Raw genomic sequence first — 16,263 nt, 5'->3', positions numbered from 1 at the left:
TCAGGCGGTAATGGGAACATGGGGATGAGCTTAGGCGGCAGAACGTGAAATCGCCTTATGTACCGGTTTTTGAGTACTTACGGAGCATTCGCAGTATTTTTGGAAAACGCTTTGCGTTGAGAATTAAGCAATGTTTCTTTTGATGGCTTGGGAGGTATGTTTGGTTTCTTAGGCTTTTTCTGGATCAGCCTATCAGGCTTTTTGGGCGCTGGTGGTTTGCTATTGGGTGAGGGGTTGCTAATGCCATCGTTTGCCTGAGTTGTCATGGTTGTTTCTTTTGAACTTTCGCGTGCTGGCCATTTCAGCTTTTCTGGCGTTACAGGGTTTAACTTGAGCTGGGAGTTAGGCCGCTGGGATGCTGTTCTCTGGTTTTTTTCTGTTATTACAGTGCTTTGATGTACTGGTTCATCCAACATCTTATTGGGTGCAGGATTTGATTTGAATTCAGGTTCAGCCTGATGAGTGTCTGGTTTTTGGGGCTCTTGTGCTTTTGACGTGTTTAGGTTTAATGGTTCTTTAGGTTGTTTCGTCAATACGGGTTTAAGTGTAGGTTTAGGCTTTAACGCAGGTTTAGGTGCAGGTTTAGGTTTAAGTGCTGGTTTGGGCGGATGCGTATTTTGTATTTGGGCTTCTTGGTTTTTTATATTGCTCTGATGTGTTGATTCATCCGATTTTTTTAGACGTTCAGCGTTTGCTTTGTCTGAAGGTTGATCCTGCAGAGATTCTGTTTTGGTTGTGGTCTGTGGTTTTGTATGCCTTATGAGTGTTAGTCCTTCCGGTCTTGGATTTGGAGCCGGTTTTTCAGATTTTGCTGTAGTGGTTTGCTGATCTAACGATTCAGTATTTTTCTGTTCATTTGCAGTGGCTTTGTTGGCCACATCTGCCTGCTCTGCAATTTCATTTGTATCAGATTCAAGTTTACTGAACCTTCCTGATGTTCTCCATGCCTGAGCTTTTGTTGATGATTCATCTGCTAGCTCTTTCAAAATGGAATGTGGAAGGTGAGTTGTCGCGGAGGACTCATCCTTGGATGAGTCGTGTAACTCAGGGGCGTCTGTATTGCGTTGATCTAAGGTGCCTATTACTCCAGATGCTTTAGGCAAAGGAACATTACTGGTGTCAGAGGCAGCCTGTTGATGTTTCATGGGTGGAGCAAGGTTTGGTATTTCGCTACTGTGTTGTTTGATTTCTGGGGGAGTAGCTGGAATTGCACTTGTTACTTTTACAGTGTCTTGTTGATTGCTTTGGTCAAGGTCTTTTTCTCTTTTAACATCGTAACCGTTTTTTTCTTTCAGTCTTCTTTCTATTATTTTATCCATTGCTTTAGTAAGATTTTGGTGCTCTTTGGGGGTTTGGGGTGGGATATCTATCTCAGCTTCACGCAGTGCTTTTATAATATCATTCTGTCTATCGATAACTTCATTTTTTATTTGTTCTCGGATTTCTTTTGTTGGTTTGCCACTTGCGATGGTATTTAATATTTTTTTGTCTTGTTCATAGAGTTTTCTGTTTAGGTGTTTTAATGTCTGTTTTTCAATTTCCTTGTTTAGTTTTCTTTTTTTCTTCTCGCTTACTTTTATTTTTTTGCATTTTACTTGAAGTGCATTTTGCAATTTTTGTGAAAAAAGTTCATCGATTTTGTTTCCATGTTTCTGGTGGTCTAGCCCCTCCCATCCAAAATTCGCGACGGGAATATAGGTCTTAATATTTGACGTATGGCTGGTCTCTTTAGTTGTTCGATCTTGTGAAAGAACGATGAGCTCCGCTGTAAGGAATAAGGAAGGGATATCAGGTTTACTATTTATTTCACACAGGGCTTTTCCTACTTGCTCTTTAGATATGGCTTCTACGTAGCATTCCATGAATTTATCCATGAATATTGCCATTTTTTCATGGTCAAATTGTTGTGTCTGATATTTGTCGGCAGCATAAAATGCCCAATGCTGGCATTTATCTTTATTGCCAAGGTCAAACGTTTCTAGATTGCCGAGTAGTTTTCGAAAGCCGCTCTCAGAAATGGAACCATCTTTGTCGAATAATAGATTATCCATCTCTTTCCAGTTCGCGCTGTTTTCTCGTCCCCACTTTATTCTTGGGTCAAGCGTTTTTTCTTCGTGCTGTAGGCTGGCTGTTGGTTGTTGTGTCTGAATGGATCGATCAGCTATTGGTTTTGTTGTTTTAGGGGTGTTGGTGTCTTCAGGCATTTGCCTGGAAATATCTGCAATTGTAAGTCTTGCTTTTGTTTTATCTTGTTTTTGTTGCGTTTTTGGCTTTTGAATGAGTTTTTCAAAGAATCTGACGCCGGTTTTTATTAGGCTCATGTGATTAATATCCCTGTGCGCACAATATAAAAAGTCTAGCAATTCCATATGCTGAATAATCTTTGATTTAGGCTGAACACTGAATCTGCTATTTAAATGGTTTTTTATATTCGAATTTTAAAAGTTATGGGTATGATTCGACTGCAGATTACTGCTAAAAAATGGAGCTTTTGTTCCAGATTCTGCTTTGTCTGACAACGACTTGACCTGGGGGTTATGGATTTTTGATAATTGACCGGTTTTTGAGGTCGAATTCATCATGATATGTCGAATCGGATGCGGTGCCTGCTGCATTGCACCATCTATTTCAACTGCTATTCCTGGTATGCCAAAGGGCAAGCCTGCGGGTGTACGATGCATCCAGCTGGATGAGCAGAATGCTTGCCTTCTATTTGGTAAACCTGAGCGCCCGCCGGTTTGTGGTCAATTTGCCCCTGAGGCAGCTGTGTGTGGCAAGTCGGATGGAGAGGCAATGGCGACGTTGATTGATCTTGAACAGCTGACAGCCTGAGCTGTCAGCTTTTATCAGAAGGTTACATGCCTTCTATGGTGACATTGGGGAGGTGAGCCCGCTCTACACACACATCCTCTGTTGCAGGCATGACTTCAGCAGTCCCTTTAACGACTGCTTTGCCGTGCTGGTTGATGACGTCAGTCCGGATCAGCGCCTTTTTACGGCGTTCATTTTTCTCTAGCACTTCCAGCTCTACCGTCAGGGTATCGCCCAGCTTGACCGGGCGCAGGAATTTCAGTTCCTGGCCACCATAAATACCGCCAGGGCCAGGCATCACCATGGCCAGCGCAGCGGAGATCAGGGAGCCGGTCCACATGCCGTGGGCGATACGCTCGCCGAACTGGGTACCGGCGGCAAAGGTTTCATCCAGGTGAACGGGGTTGTAGTCACCGGAGACCGTGGCGAACAACACCAGGTCTCGCTCGGTCAGTGTACGCTGGTAGGTGGCCTTATCGCCGATCTTCAGCTGGTCGTACGGGGTGTTCCGCAGGGTCTGGTTTGGCTCTGGATTCGAGCTCTGCAGAGTCATCGCCTCGGGCTCCTTGTTGCAAACGGCCATCCAGCCAGGCAATCAGTTGCTGCTGGACTTCTTTGCTATTGGTTTCGTTAAACATTTCGTGTCGGCCACCGGGGTACAGCGCCAGTTCGACGTCCTGGATGCCGGCAGTCTTCAGTTTATGACACAGCCTTTTCAGTCCTTTGCCGGCAGCACCCACAGGATCGCGATCGCCGCCCAGCACATAGAAGGGTAGACCGGAATCCAGTTTTTTCAGGGCAGAAACCGAATTGATCGACAGGAGTCCGTCAAACAGGTCAAGCCAGAGCTGGTTGGTACAGGAGAAGCCACAGAGCGGGTCACGGATGTAAGCATCCACTTCGTCTGTGTTCCTGCTGAGCCAGTCAAAATCGGTACGCGTTGGTGCAAAGGACCGGTTGTATGCGCCGAACGTCAGGGCGTTGATCAGCGGGCTGGCGCCCCGGGGACCCTGGCGAATGGCTTCAAAACGAGCCACCAGGCGACCCGCATGCAGCAGGGGGCGCGGCGCATAGTTGGAGGCCGAGAGTATACAGCCTGACAGCTGCGGACGGTAGCCAATCAGAAACGCCTGGGTGATGAAGCTGCCCATGCTATGGCCCAGCATGAACACCGGGCGGCCCTGGCTGCGTTCACGGATGAAGCTGTAGATCGTCTGGACATCGCTCAGCACACGGTCCCAGCCGCTGCTGTCTGCGTAATGGCCAATGTCGTCTGTGGAGGTTTCCGGGCCGTGGCCGCGGTGATCGTGGGCGATGACCGTGTAGCCGGCGTCGTTAAGTGTCTGTGCCAGGTGGTCGTAACGAGCCGCATATTCGCCCATGCCATGGTTGATGATGACAAATCCTTTCGGGGTATCCAGGTGCCAGTAACAGGTATTGATGGGGCGACCGTCCTGTGCCGGTAGGGCGAGAATCTGAGCCTGCATGTTGCGGTAAACCTTTTTATTGTTCAGCAATGGTTTGTATGGTTACAGCAGTTGCAAAGGAAGACAATCCCACCGCTACCCGAATCCTATCAAAAATGGTACCCTTCCGGCCGCAAAGCGGTCGGCCAAAGAGAACCGTTCAACGGACGACAACGGCATATAGTGCAACGCATGATCAGGAGCAAGACAGTATGAGTGAGAACTTCTGGAAGGATAAATATCCCGAAGGGATCCCCTCTGATATAGGCATCGAACCCTACCGTTCCATCCTCGATGTGCTGGAGGAATCCCGGCAGAAGTTCGCTCACAAGCCCGCCTTCTCCAACCTGGGCAAAACCATTACCTACGGTGAGCTGTATGAGCTGAGCGGCCGGTTTGCCGCATGGCTCCAGAATGAGACCGACCTGCACCCCGGTGACCGGATTGCCGTACAGATGCCTAACCTGATCCAGTTTCCTGTTGCCGTCTTTGGTGCGCTGCGGGCGGGACTGGTCGTTGTTAACACCAACCCGCTGTATACCGAGCGGGAAATGGAGCACCAGTTCAATGATTCTGGCGCAAAGGCACTGGTGATTCTGGCCAATATGGCCCATATGGCAGAGAAGGTGGTGCCACGTACCGGCATTCGCCATGTCGTGGTCACACAAGTCGGTGATATGTTGACACTGCCCAAACGGATACTGGTCAACAGTGTTGTGCGCTATGTGAAGAAAATGGTGCCTTCCTGGAACATTACCGGCGCACTGGGTTTCAATGAAGTTCTGTCAGCAGGCAGCCGTTACTCGGTCAAAGATCACCAAGGTGATTCACAGGATGTCGCCATCCTGCAGTATACCGGAGGCACGACCGGAGTGGCGAAGGGGGCGATGCTGACGCACCACAATATCTTGGCCAATATGATGCAGGCCAAGGTACTGATGGCCCATAACCTGGTGGATGGTCAGGAACTCATGGTGGCGCCACTGCCGCTTTACCATATTTATTCGTTCACCTTCCATTGCATGATCGGAATGATCACCGGGCAGCATAACCTGCTGATCACGAATCCCCGTGATTTGCCGGCATTCGTCAAAGAGCTCCAGAAAGTCCGCTTCTCGGTGTTCGTGGGTTTGAACACCTTGTTTGTGGGCTTGATGAAAAACCCGGATTTCCTGCAGCTGGATTTCAAGCCTCTTAAACTGACCCTTTCTGGTGGTATGGCGCTGCAGTCTGATACGGCGAACCGCTGGGAGGAAATCACCGGTTGCGAGATCAATGAAGGCTATGGGATGACTGAAGCTTCACCGGTTGTCACTGTCAACCCGCTGGGCGCCAACAAGGTGGGCACTATTGGGATGCCTCTGCCGTCTACCGAGTTGAAATTAATTGATGACAATGGGGCAGAACTGCCCATCGGTGAAATCGGCGAACTGTGTGTCCGTGGTCCCCAGGTAATGAAAGGTTACTGGGAACGTCCTGACGAAACGGCTAACACATTGACCGAGGATGGCTGGCTGAAGACCGGTGATATCGCCACTATTATGGACGACGGTTATGTGAAAATCGTTGACCGTAAGAAAGATATGATTGTGGTTTCCGGTTTTAACGTCTATCCCAATGAGCTGGAAGATGTGTTGTCGGCGCATCCCGATATTGTCCAGTGTGCCGCTATTGGTGTGCCGAACAGCAAGACCGGTGAAAGCATCAAGATGTTTGCCGTGTCGTCCAATCCGGAGCTGACCCAGGAGGCCGTCATCGCCTTTATTCGTGCCAGTGTGACTGGCTACAAGGTGCCACGTCAGATTGAATTCCGGGATGAGCTGCCGGTCACCAACGTAGGCAAGATACTGCGCCGTGAACTTCGTGACGAAGAACTGGCCAAGTTGAAACAGGCCAAGGCTGCAGAATAATCGCCACTAGAAGAAGGCCGGGACGCTTGGGCGTGCCCGGCTTTTTTTATGGTGACTTTGCCCAAAGCAATGTGTTTTTGAACTGTTTGACTGAGAACCGCGCGTGACCAGAGAAGCTTCCTTTGATTTTCGTAAAGCCGTCAATCTGTGCATGATGAAAGATCGTCACCGGTTTCGTCGGCAGTGGCGTTCTCTGCGCGGTGGCGATGACGCGAAGCGTACACGACTGCAGCAGGCCGTTGAGGCGTCCATGCAGCGTGCCGAACAGCGATGTAAGAATACGCCCAACGTCATGTATGACGATGCGCTGCCCGTCGTACAGAAAAAAGATGCTATTGCTGAACTGATTCGGGATCATCAGGTCGTCATCGTAGCCGGTGAAACCGGCTCCGGTAAAACGACGCAGCTGCCGAAAATTTGCCTGGAACTGGGTCGCGGTGTCTTTGGTACGATCGGCCATACACAGCCCCGTCGCCTGGCAGCCCGTTCTGTGGCTTCCCGCATTGCGGAAGAATTGCAGGTTGAACCGGGTTCACAGGTTGGCTACCAGGTGCGCTTTGCCGATCGAATCAGTGACCAGACCCAGATCAAGCTGATGACGGATGGTATTCTGCTGGCTGAAATCCAGAATGACCGATTTCTGAATCAGTACGATACGCTGATTATTGATGAGGCTCATGAACGCAGCCTCAATATTGATTTTCTGCTGGGCTACCTGAAGTTACTCCTGCCGAAGCGGCCTGATCTGAAATTAATCATTACGTCCGCCACCATTGATGTGGAACGTTTCTCTCGTCATTTTGATAATGCGCCGGTGATTGAGGTTTCTGGTCGGACCTATCCGGTGGAGGTCTTGTATCGTCCGCTGGAAGACCTGGATATCGACGAGGATGGCGATCAGCTGCAATACCAGGGGATTCTCTCGGCAGTCCGGGAAATCGAGGCTCTCGAGCGCAGTGGTAAAGGACGCAGGCTCGGTGATGTGCTCGTATTTCTGAGTGGGGAGCGGGAAATCCGGGAAGCGGCCAAGTGTCTGCGCGATGCCAAGCTGGCCCATACGGAAATTCTGCCACTTTACGCCCGCCTGAGTGCAGCAGAGCAGAGCCGCATTTTCCAGTCCCATAGTGGACGTCGCATTATTCTGTCGACCAATGTCGCCGAAACGTCTTTGACGGTGCCCGGTATCCACTATGTGATTGATCCGGGGTTTGCCCGGATTAGCCGTTACAGTGTGCGCTCCAAGGTGCAGCGTCTGCCGATTGAGGCGGTATCCCAAGCATCGGCGAACCAGCGTAAGGGACGTTGTGGTCGTATTGCCGACGGTATTTGTATTCGTCTTTACGATGAGCAGGATTTCCTGAATCGTCCTGAATTTACGGATGCCGAGATTCTGCGGACCAATCTTGCCGCCGTTATTCTGCAAATGCTGAAAATGGGGCTGGGCGATGTTGCCCGCTTCCCCTTTGTTGATCGGCCTGACAACAAGGCTATCAACGACGGCTTCAAGCTATTGCAGGAACTGGGTGCGGTAGACGGCAGCAATCAAATTACTCGCATTGGCCGCCAGCTAGCGGTATTGCCGATTGATCCGCGTATTGGACGCATGTTGGTGGCTGCCCATGATACCGGTGCTGTTCAGGAAGTACTGGTGATTGCCAGTGCATTGAGTATTCAGGATCCACGGGAGCGACCGGCAGAGAAAAAGCAGGCTGCGGATCAGAAGCATCGTGAGTTTTATGATGACAATTCCGATTTTCTGTCACTGCTGAATCTGTGGAAATGGTATGAAGAGCAGCGACAGGATCTGTCGCAATCCCAGCTTCGCAAGCTCTGTAAACAACAATTCCTGAGTTTTATGCGGATGCGGGAATGGCGGGATATGCATCGCCAGTTAATGCTGAGCTGCAAAGATCTCCGGTTAACTGTGAATACTGATGAAGCCAGTTATGGTGCTATTCACAAGGCGCTGCTTGCCGGTTTGTTAAGCCACCTGGGTAATCGCCATGAAGAAGCGGATTATCTTGGCGCACGGAATCGAAAATTCTGGGTATTTCCGGGTTCTGCCCTGTTCAAGCGTAAGCCGAAGTGGGTGATGGCGGCAGAGCTGGTGGAAACTTCCCGCCTCTATGCACGCAGTGTCGCCAAAGTGGAGCCGGAATGGATTGAGCCTCTGGCAGGCAGTCTGGTCAAGCGAAACTACTTTGAACCCCATTGGGAGAAAAAACGGGCGCAGGTTGTCGCTTATGAGCAGGTCACGTTATACGGCCTGGTGGTTGTGGCGCGGCGTAAGGTCAATTATGGCGCTATTGATCCCGTTATTTCCCGTGAGCTGTTTATCCGACAGGGGCTGGTGGAAGGCGGCTATGAAAGTCAGGCCGGTTTTTATGCCCACAACAACAGTCTGATTGCCGAGGTTGAGGATCTCGAAGCCAAGTCTCGACGACAGGATATCCTGGTTGATCCGGAAACCCTGTTTGCCTTTTATGATGAGCGTATTCCTGAAGGCATTTGTAACGGCAGTAGCTTTGAAAAATGGCGTAAGACCGTTGAACGGGATAATGCACAGCTGCTCTATCTCACCAAAGACTACCTGATGCAGCATGATGCCGCGCATATTACTGAAGCCCAGTATCCGGATCGGCTGAAATGGCAGGGGTTGGCGTTGCCGCTTTCATACCACTTTGCCCCTGGTGAAACCGACGACGGGGTCACTGTGTCTGTACCGGTGTCATTGTTGCCCCAGTTGCCTCGTGATCGACTGGAATGGCTGGTGCCCGGCATACTGCCCGACAAAGTCATTGCCTTGATTCGGTCATTACCCAAGCAGGTTCGCAAACACTTTGTCCCTGTGCCGGATTATGCCCGTGCGGCACTGGAGGCACTGAATCCCTGTGATGAACCACTGACGTTATTGCTGGGTGAGAAACTGTTTCGCATGACTGGTAACCGCATTCCCGAAGATGCCTGGGGTGTGAGCAAGCTGGATGATCATTTCCGGATGAACATCCGGGTGCTGGACGACGATGGAAAAATGCTGGGGCAGGGGCGTGATCTGTCCAAATTGCGTGAACAGTTTGCAGACCAGGCCCGGGAAGGATTACGGGACAAGACGGATCGTGATATGGAGCGTGAGGGGCTGACATCATGGAGCTTTGGTGATCTACCTGAAGAAATGCAGCGCCAGCGTGGTGGTTTGTTGTTTCGATCCTATCCGGGCCTGGTGGATGAGAAGGCTTCGGTTGCCCTGCGTCTGTTTGATAATCCGCAATTGGCGCAGCAGAAAACCCGTTTGGGGCTGGCTCGCCTGATTCAAATGGCATTGCCGGAACAAATGAAGTTCATGGCGAAGCAGTTGAAGCATTTCAACCGAATCACGCTGCTGGCGGTCAATGCTGTCGACAAGAACAGTCTGATGGATGATATTCAACTGGCGGTGATCAATCAGGTTTACCTTCAGGATCCAGCCGTTTGGCCGCGTGATAAGGCGTCGTTCGACAAACTGGTTGATCAGGGACGTTCGGAATTGGTGTCGGTTGCGGAAGAGATAGAGCGCATGTTGCTGGCGATCTTTGAGAAATTCAATGCAATCAGTCGTCAGTTGAAAGGGAAAATCTCGTTCCAGCTGGCGCTTTCCATGGCGGACATCAAGCAGCAGTTGAGTGGGTTGATCTACCGTGGCTTTCTGTCCCACACCCCTTGGGAATGGTTGCAGCAATATTCCCGTTACCTCACAGCGATAGAAATGCGGCTGGAGAAGCTGGTTGCTAACAGCAGCCGTGATAGGCTTGAAACAGATCGATTGCAGGGTTGGCGCGAAGCCTGGGAAGCCCGAAGAGCGGCATTGGATAAGCAGCACGTGGTTGATGAGAGCCTCTGGTTGTATCGCTGGATGCTGGAGGAATACCGTGTCTCCGTCTTTGCACAGACCCTGAAAACCCGGATGCCGGTCTCTGAGAAGCGCTTACGCAAGGTTTGGGATGAGATCGCGCAGTCTTGATACGGTTGTTTCAAAACCATGACAGCTCCTATAAGATCAAACGTCTGACTGAAAGAAAAAAAGCCTTCCGGGGCAGTGACCTGAGGACAGGACGTGACAGAGGTAGTAATCAGTGGCACCGGGCTGTATACGCCCCCTTACGCCATCAGCAATGACGAACTGGTGGCGGCTTTCAATGCCTGGGTCAGGCAATCCAATGATGACAACCGGCAGGCAATTGCTGCCGGTGAAATAGACCCCCTTCAGGAAAGTAACAGCGAATTTATCGAAAAAGCGTCCGGTATTCGCAGTCGGTATGTCGTTGATCGGGATGGAATCCTGGATCCTGAACGTCTGGCGCCCCGCATTCCCGAGCGCAGCAATTATGAACCTTCGGTGCAATGTGAAATGGCGTTGGCTGCGGCAAAATCTGCGTTGACGGATGCGGGCTTGAGTGCAACCGATCTGGATTTTGTGATTGTCGCCTGTTCCAACATGCAGCGACCTTATCCGGCCATGGCCGTAGAAATTCAGCATTACCTGGGCATTCAGGGTTTTGGGTATGACATGAATGTGGCCTGCTCATCCGCGACTTTCGGGATACAGGCTGCCGTCAATGCGATCCGTTCCGGCAGTGCGCGACGGGTATTGATGGTGAATCCGGAAATTTGTTCCGGCCACCTTAATTTCAGGGACCGTGACAGCCACTTTATTTTTGGTGATGCCTGTACGGCTGTGATTCTTGAAGACGAAAGCCTTGCCAGGTCGGAAAATCGTTATCGTGTATTAGGCACAAAACTCTGGACACAGTTTTCCAATAATATTCGCAATAACTTCGGTTTTTTAAATCGAGGGGATGAGCAGGGTATTGGTAAGCTGGATAAGTTGTTTGTTCAGAATGGCCGGAAAGTATTTAAAGAAGTCTGTCCTCAGGTGGCTCGGCATATTACCGAACATCTAGATAGCCTGAATATGCCGGTGTCTGAACTGAAACGGATGTGGTTGCACCAGGCCAATCTGAACATGAATCAGCTGGTGGCACGCCGGGTGCTGGGGCGCGATGCAGACCGTAGTGAGGCGCCGGTTATTCTTGATGAATATGCAAATACCAGCTCAGCAGGCTCTATTATCGCATTTCATAAGTATCGCGGTGATCTGGTCTCCGGCGAGCGTGGAGTGATTTGTTCCTTTGGGGCAGGCTACTCAATTGGCAGCGTTTTATTGGAAACCTGCTGATAATTAACAGCATTATATCCGATCATTGTTTAGCTGCTTATCAATATTGATAAGCAGCTTCCCTCTTTTCTGGCGTTGAGTTGCTTCTCAGTGAAGCTCAGATAGCAGCCTGACGGTTGATGTCGCTTATGGTTGTTCTTTGTAATGCGAAGGTATTGATCAAGTAAAGAAACCTAAATAAAACGTTAATATATATTTAACTCGTCTGTCACATTCAAATACCAAACTACCTCGCGAAGACAAAAAACAATAAACGTAATGCACACCGAGGAGTGTTATTAATGAAATTGAAACCGCTTGCAGCATCCGTAGCTGTTGTTGCTGCCGGTCTGGCGAGTATGGCCAGTGCTGGTGATTTTATTGAAGACAGCAGCCTGAAGATCAAATTCAGAAATGTCTACTTCAATGAAATGGGCCGGAGTGATGCAAATACCAAGGATCGCCGGGAGTGGGTGCAAGCGATTATTGCCGATTTTAAATCAGGCTATTTTGCCGATGTCATCGGTTTTGATCTGTCTGCCGGTGGTGCAATGGGGCTCGCCAACGACATGGATGGTGAGAAGAATAACTGTAAAAACTCCAACCTGCCGCTTGATGGTGGTGACAAGACGAAGTGTGACCTGAACGATATCGGAGGCATCCACCAGGCCTATGCCAAGTTCAAGTTTGGTCTGGATAACGTGGAATTTTCCGGTAACTACGGCAAGAAGAAGCGTAAGTTCAAGACCTACAGTGACTCCGGTTCACGGGCACTGCCTGCCGCGACGTTCGGTGGTGAAGGCGTTTTGAGTATTCATGATGTTGATCTTTATGCGGCCCAAATCACCGGTTTCTCGCCGCGTAACCAGAGTTATTTCAAGGATGATCTCACTAACGGCACTGAGAAGATTAATAACCTGCGAATCTATGGCCTTAAAGGCAAGCTGGCCGGGGTTAAGTTTCAGGTGGAGCAGGGGGCTTCCAAGGATTACCTCCAACAGCGTTACGCTCAGCTTGGTTATGACATCGACCTCAATGATGGCATGACGCTGGGGCTGGATGTTCGTTACGGCAAGCAGGAAGATGATGGTGATCTTTATGGCAGCCAACATGAGTCCAAATTCGTTAACCTGAATGCTGCGTTGGAAATGGGTGCGACAACGCTCTATGCCGGTTATAACAAAGTCACTGATGGTGATTGGGACACAGTCTATTTCGATGAGGATCATGGTAAGTGGAGCTCTTCCGTCTCTTTGCATGAAGATTTTGCGGATGAGGATGAGAAAACCTGGCTTGTCGGTGTGAGCTATGATTTTGCTGCCATGGGTGTCGAGGGACTTGAGATCAATACCTATTATGCTCGTGGTGAAATCGACCAGAGTGGAGTGGACGAGTCTCGCTGGGAGCGTGGCACTATCCTGACTTACAAGTTTGGTGGTGACCTCAAAGGGCTGGATCTGGCCTGGGAGAACTATACCAACCGTGGACACGGGGGTGATTCCAATACCGATGATAACCGTTTCTATGTGAACTACAGCCTTTCTGTTTTCTGACAGACTTTGTTTTCGGGGCAGTGCCTGAGCTAATGGGTGCTGCCTTGCTACCCGTGTTGTACTTGCTCTGTTTTTCCCCGCACTCCCCCGCGGGGTTTTTTATTTTAGGGTTGGTGAAAGCTTCCTTTACTCATTGTCAGCTATTGATGAAGGCGGTCATTTGACGAACCGAAATCTTCTGCCTTAACTGGATATTGATGGTGTCTCATAGAGATTTTTTTCATTTATCCCGCCTCTATCAGCGCTGCAGTGTGACCCGATAGAGTCCTTACTGACAAGGATGATCAGTAGCATGGGTAACAGAAGTCGGATATTAATCATTGATGATGATCAACAGCAACGCCAGGTGTTGAACACGATTCTTGAGTTCATGGGTTGCGAAACCGAATATGCCTCCACGCAGCGTTTCCAGGAGAGGCTTGGCCATGACCAGAACTTTAATGCCGTGGTGCTTGGCTTGCGGGGCCAGAGTGATGAAGCGCTTAAGTTTCTGAATCGTCACCATGCCGGTCTTCCCGTGATTCTCTGTGGGCAATCACGTCCCGGGCAGTTGCAGGGCAGCATGCGCCGGCAAGTGGTGGCAGAGCTTCGTCCACCGTTGACTCACAGCCAGATGCTGGAAAGTCTGCATATGTCGCAGATTTACCGCGCGCATTGCCGTCATGGCCAAATGGCTTCCGGTTATCACGATGTTCAGGTCTTCAAAAATCTGGTGGGTAGCAGCCGCCCTATTCGCCAGGTGCGTTCCCTGATGAGCCAGGTAATGAAGAAGGACGTCAATGTACTGATTACCGGGGAATCGGGCACCGGAAAAGAAGTGGTTGCCAGGAATTTGCATGAACACTCCGGGCGACAGGGGCGTCCGTTTGTACCCGTCAATTGTGGTGCTATTCCGGCTGAGTTGCTCGAAAGTGAGTTGTTTGGCCATGAGAAGGGGGCTTTCACTGGTGCCATAGCTACCCGTAAAGGCCGCTTTGAACTGGCGGATGGCGGAACATTATTCCTTGATGAAATTGGCGATATGCCTCTGAATATGCAGGTTAAGCTGCTAAGGGTATTGCAGGAGCGCTGCTTTGAAAGGGTGGGCGGATCCGCGCCGATTCATGTCAATGTCAGAATTATCGCGGCGACGCACAAAAACCTGGAAGAAATGGTCGCTTCCGGGAAGTTCCGTGATGACCTCTATTATCGCCTCAATGTGTTCCCTATTGATATGCCGGCCTTAAGGGATCGCACTGAAGATCTTCCGCTGATTCTTAATGACTTGATTACCCGTATGGAGCGGGATCAGCGAGGCTCCGTCCGGTTCAGTTCTGCAGCCATTATGTTGCTGTGTAAATATGACTGGCCTGGGAATGTCCGGGAGCTGGCGAACCTTGTGGAGCGCCTTTCTATCATCTACCCAATGGGTGTTATTGGGGTGGAAGAATTGCCAGACAAGTTCCAGAAGCTGGCAGGGCAGGAGGTCAGGGACAGCCGGGTTGCTGAGATGTTTCCCAATACAATCCAGCCGCCGGGTTCTTCCGGTCTGGATGAGTTGGCTATCCTCCCGGTCAATGGCCTGAATCTGAAAGATTTCCTGGGTCGGCTGGAGAAGAAACTGATTCGCCAGGCGCTGGATGACTGCAACAACGTCGTTGCCCGCGCAGCGGACAAGTTGCAGATCCGTCGTACCACGCTGGTGGAAAAAATGCGGAAGTATGAACTGAATCGTTATGCACAGACTGATGATTCAGAAACGTCTTAACGTTGCCAGGTTTTTTCCTGCCCGTTTTCTCTCGTCGATATTACTGCTGTTGCTGTCACTGGCAACAGCAGCCGACGAGGCGGTAGAAACCCCTTCCCTTGGTGGATACGCTGTTTTTCAGGCGCTATTTTCTTTGATACTGGTGACAGTACTGATTTTCGGTACAGCCTGGTTGCTCAAACGTTTCAATCCCGCGATGTCTCAAAGCGGCCATGGTATGAAAATCATCGGCGCGTTGTCGCTGGGCGGGCGAGATCGACTGGTATTGGTCGAAGCTGGCAGTAAACAGTTGCTGCTGGGGGTTTCGCCAGGACGTGTCATGCTGGTTGAATCATTTGACGAGCCCGTGATTGATACTGAATCTTCCGGTACTCCGGTTGAAGAAAAATTCCGCCAACTGCTTCGTCGATCCTGATAGTTCCACTTCTTTCACCATCCAATTAAACCGATAAGGCGCCTTACTGTCGCAAAGGCATAGGCTCAAGTCGTGGTTTTCTGTCTATGGTGCTGATGCTTAATGGCGGGAATCCGTCGCCTGTTTTTTGAATAGTCAAAAAAACATACTTATTTTCGATCGAATAATGGATTAGAGTCGTCGTTTCTTCGGTTGTAAAAAAATAAAAAGTTAATAAAAACAATTGGATAGGTGTTTTTTTTGGTGGTGGATTCGTTTCTGGCATAGCTATTGCAATAGTTACTTTGCCGACGCCAAGGAATGGTGTTGGCTGATATCTATCCCAATAACTAACGGACCGTAAAGGAACTATGGACGTTAAACCAGTGAGAGTCGCTGCGATAGCCAGCGGCAAAGGTGGTGTAGGGAAAACCAGTTTTTCCATTAACCTGGCCGAAGCGTTAAGCCGTGCCGGCAACCGTGTCTTGTTAATGGATGCTGATTTTAATCTTGCCAATGTGCACTTGATGCTCGGGCAGACGCCGGAGCAAACCATCGCTGATGTGATCGCGGGGCGGTGTTCCATTGAGGACACCTTCCTGCCAGGGCCTGCTGACGTCAAGGTTGTGCCCGGTGTCAGAGGGGGGGGCGATCTTGCCGGTATTGATGGAACAAGCCTGTTATCCCTGATTCAGTCCGTTGACGATATTGCCGGTGAGGTCGATATCCTGCTGTTGGACACGGCCGGCGGTTTACGCGAGCGGGATATGCGCCTGGTGGCTGCCGCATCGGATGTCATGGTGCTGGTGACACCGGACAAGGTCACCATCGCGGATACGGCGGACTATATCCGCATGTTGCGCCTGCAATATGGTGTTCAGCATTTCAATGTCGTGACCAACATGGTACGGAGTCAACGGGAAGGATCCCAGTTGATTCAGGCGCTTCAGTCGCAGATTGGCTTTGATCATGACCTTGTGATCCGCCATGCCGGCACCCTCCCGTATGATCCCGCCGTGCGTAAGGCCAGCGATCGTGCCATGACGCTTTTCCAGACCAGCCCCGATTCCAAGGTCTGTCGCGGCATGCGTTCCATTGCCGATGGCATGAATCAGCAGTCGCGCGTGTATTACCCGAGAGGCGGGATGACGTTCTTCTTCGAGAACCAGGTTCTCGCAGGGGGGTGTTAGC

Annotated in this window: 11 protein-coding genes; 8 read left to right on the top strand and 3 right to left on the bottom strand. The window is 50.4% G+C overall.

Annotation, left to right across the window (positions count from 1 at the left end):
- Positions 1–77 precede the first annotated feature (77 nt).
- Entirely contained in the window at positions 78–2,321 is a 2,244-nt protein-coding gene (locus tag ABD892_RS24295) for a hypothetical protein (protein WP_345198861.1), read from the bottom strand.
- Between the two features lie 325 nt (positions 2,322–2,646).
- Here ABD892_RS24295 and ABD892_RS24290 point away from each other — a divergent pair, with 325 nt between their 5' ends.
- Complete coding sequence (locus tag ABD892_RS24290; protein WP_425559349.1) at positions 2,647–2,832, top strand: Fe-S-cluster oxidoreductase; 186 nt, start codon at positions 2,647–2,649, stop codon at positions 2,830–2,832.
- Positions 2,833–2,854: 22 nt separating this feature from the next.
- Here the strand turns inward: ABD892_RS24290 and ABD892_RS24285 are convergent, their stop codons facing one another.
- Positions 2,855–3,364, bottom strand: a complete 510-nt coding sequence (locus ABD892_RS24285; protein WP_345198859.1) for a MaoC family dehydratase — start codon at positions 3,362–3,364, stop codon at positions 2,855–2,857.
- A complete protein-coding gene (locus ABD892_RS24280) occupies positions 3,285–4,298 on the bottom strand; it encodes an alpha/beta hydrolase (RefSeq protein WP_345198858.1) in 1,014 nt (337 codons plus the stop codon). Before ABD892_RS24280 ends, ABD892_RS24285 begins: the two co-directional genes overlap by 80 nt.
- A gap of 191 nt (positions 4,299–4,489) precedes the next feature.
- Here ABD892_RS24280 and ABD892_RS24275 point away from each other — a divergent pair, with 191 nt between their 5' ends.
- The 7 genes from ABD892_RS24275 (at position 4,490) to ABD892_RS24245 (ending at position 16,262) form a co-directional block, all read left to right on the top strand.
- Positions 4,490–6,187, top strand: a complete 1,698-nt coding sequence (locus ABD892_RS24275) for an AMP-binding protein (protein ID WP_345198857.1) — start codon at positions 4,490–4,492, stop codon at positions 6,185–6,187.
- A gap of 103 nt (positions 6,188–6,290) precedes the next feature.
- Positions 6,291–10,184, top strand: a complete 3,894-nt coding sequence (gene hrpA / locus ABD892_RS24270) for an ATP-dependent RNA helicase HrpA (protein WP_345198856.1) — start codon at positions 6,291–6,293, stop codon at positions 10,182–10,184.
- Between the two features lie 93 nt (positions 10,185–10,277).
- Positions 10,278–11,399, top strand: coding sequence for a beta-ketoacyl-ACP synthase III (locus ABD892_RS24265; protein WP_345198854.1), 1,122 nt, complete (start codon positions 10,278–10,280; stop codon positions 11,397–11,399).
- Positions 11,400–11,680: 281 nt separating this feature from the next.
- Positions 11,681–12,931, top strand: coding sequence for an OprD family outer membrane porin (locus ABD892_RS24260; RefSeq protein WP_345198852.1), 1,251 nt, complete (start codon positions 11,681–11,683; stop codon positions 12,929–12,931).
- A 292-nt stretch (positions 12,932–13,223) separates the two neighbouring features.
- On the top strand, positions 13,224–14,678 hold the full coding sequence (locus tag ABD892_RS24255; protein WP_345198851.1) for a sigma-54 dependent transcriptional regulator: 1,455 nt from the start codon (positions 13,224–13,226) through the stop codon (positions 14,676–14,678).
- The gene (gene fliO / locus ABD892_RS24250) at positions 14,659–15,093 is read left to right on the top strand and encodes a flagellar biosynthetic protein FliO (RefSeq protein ID WP_345198849.1); all 435 of its coding nucleotides are present in this window, start codon (positions 14,659–14,661) and stop codon (positions 15,091–15,093) included. Before ABD892_RS24255 ends, fliO begins: the two co-directional genes overlap by 20 nt.
- A 350-nt stretch (positions 15,094–15,443) precedes the next feature.
- Positions 15,444–16,262 (top strand): P-loop NTPase, encoded by an 819-nt coding sequence (locus tag ABD892_RS24245; RefSeq protein WP_345198848.1) that lies wholly within the window; start codon positions 15,444–15,446, stop codon positions 16,260–16,262.
- Position 16,263: the final 1 nt, after the last annotated feature.

Source organism: Kistimonas scapharcae, assembly GCF_039540975.1.
In the GTDB taxonomy this organism is placed as follows: Bacteria; Pseudomonadota; Gammaproteobacteria; order Pseudomonadales; family Endozoicomonadaceae; genus Kistimonas; species Kistimonas scapharcae.
This window is presented reverse-complemented; position numbering and strand designations above follow the sequence as displayed.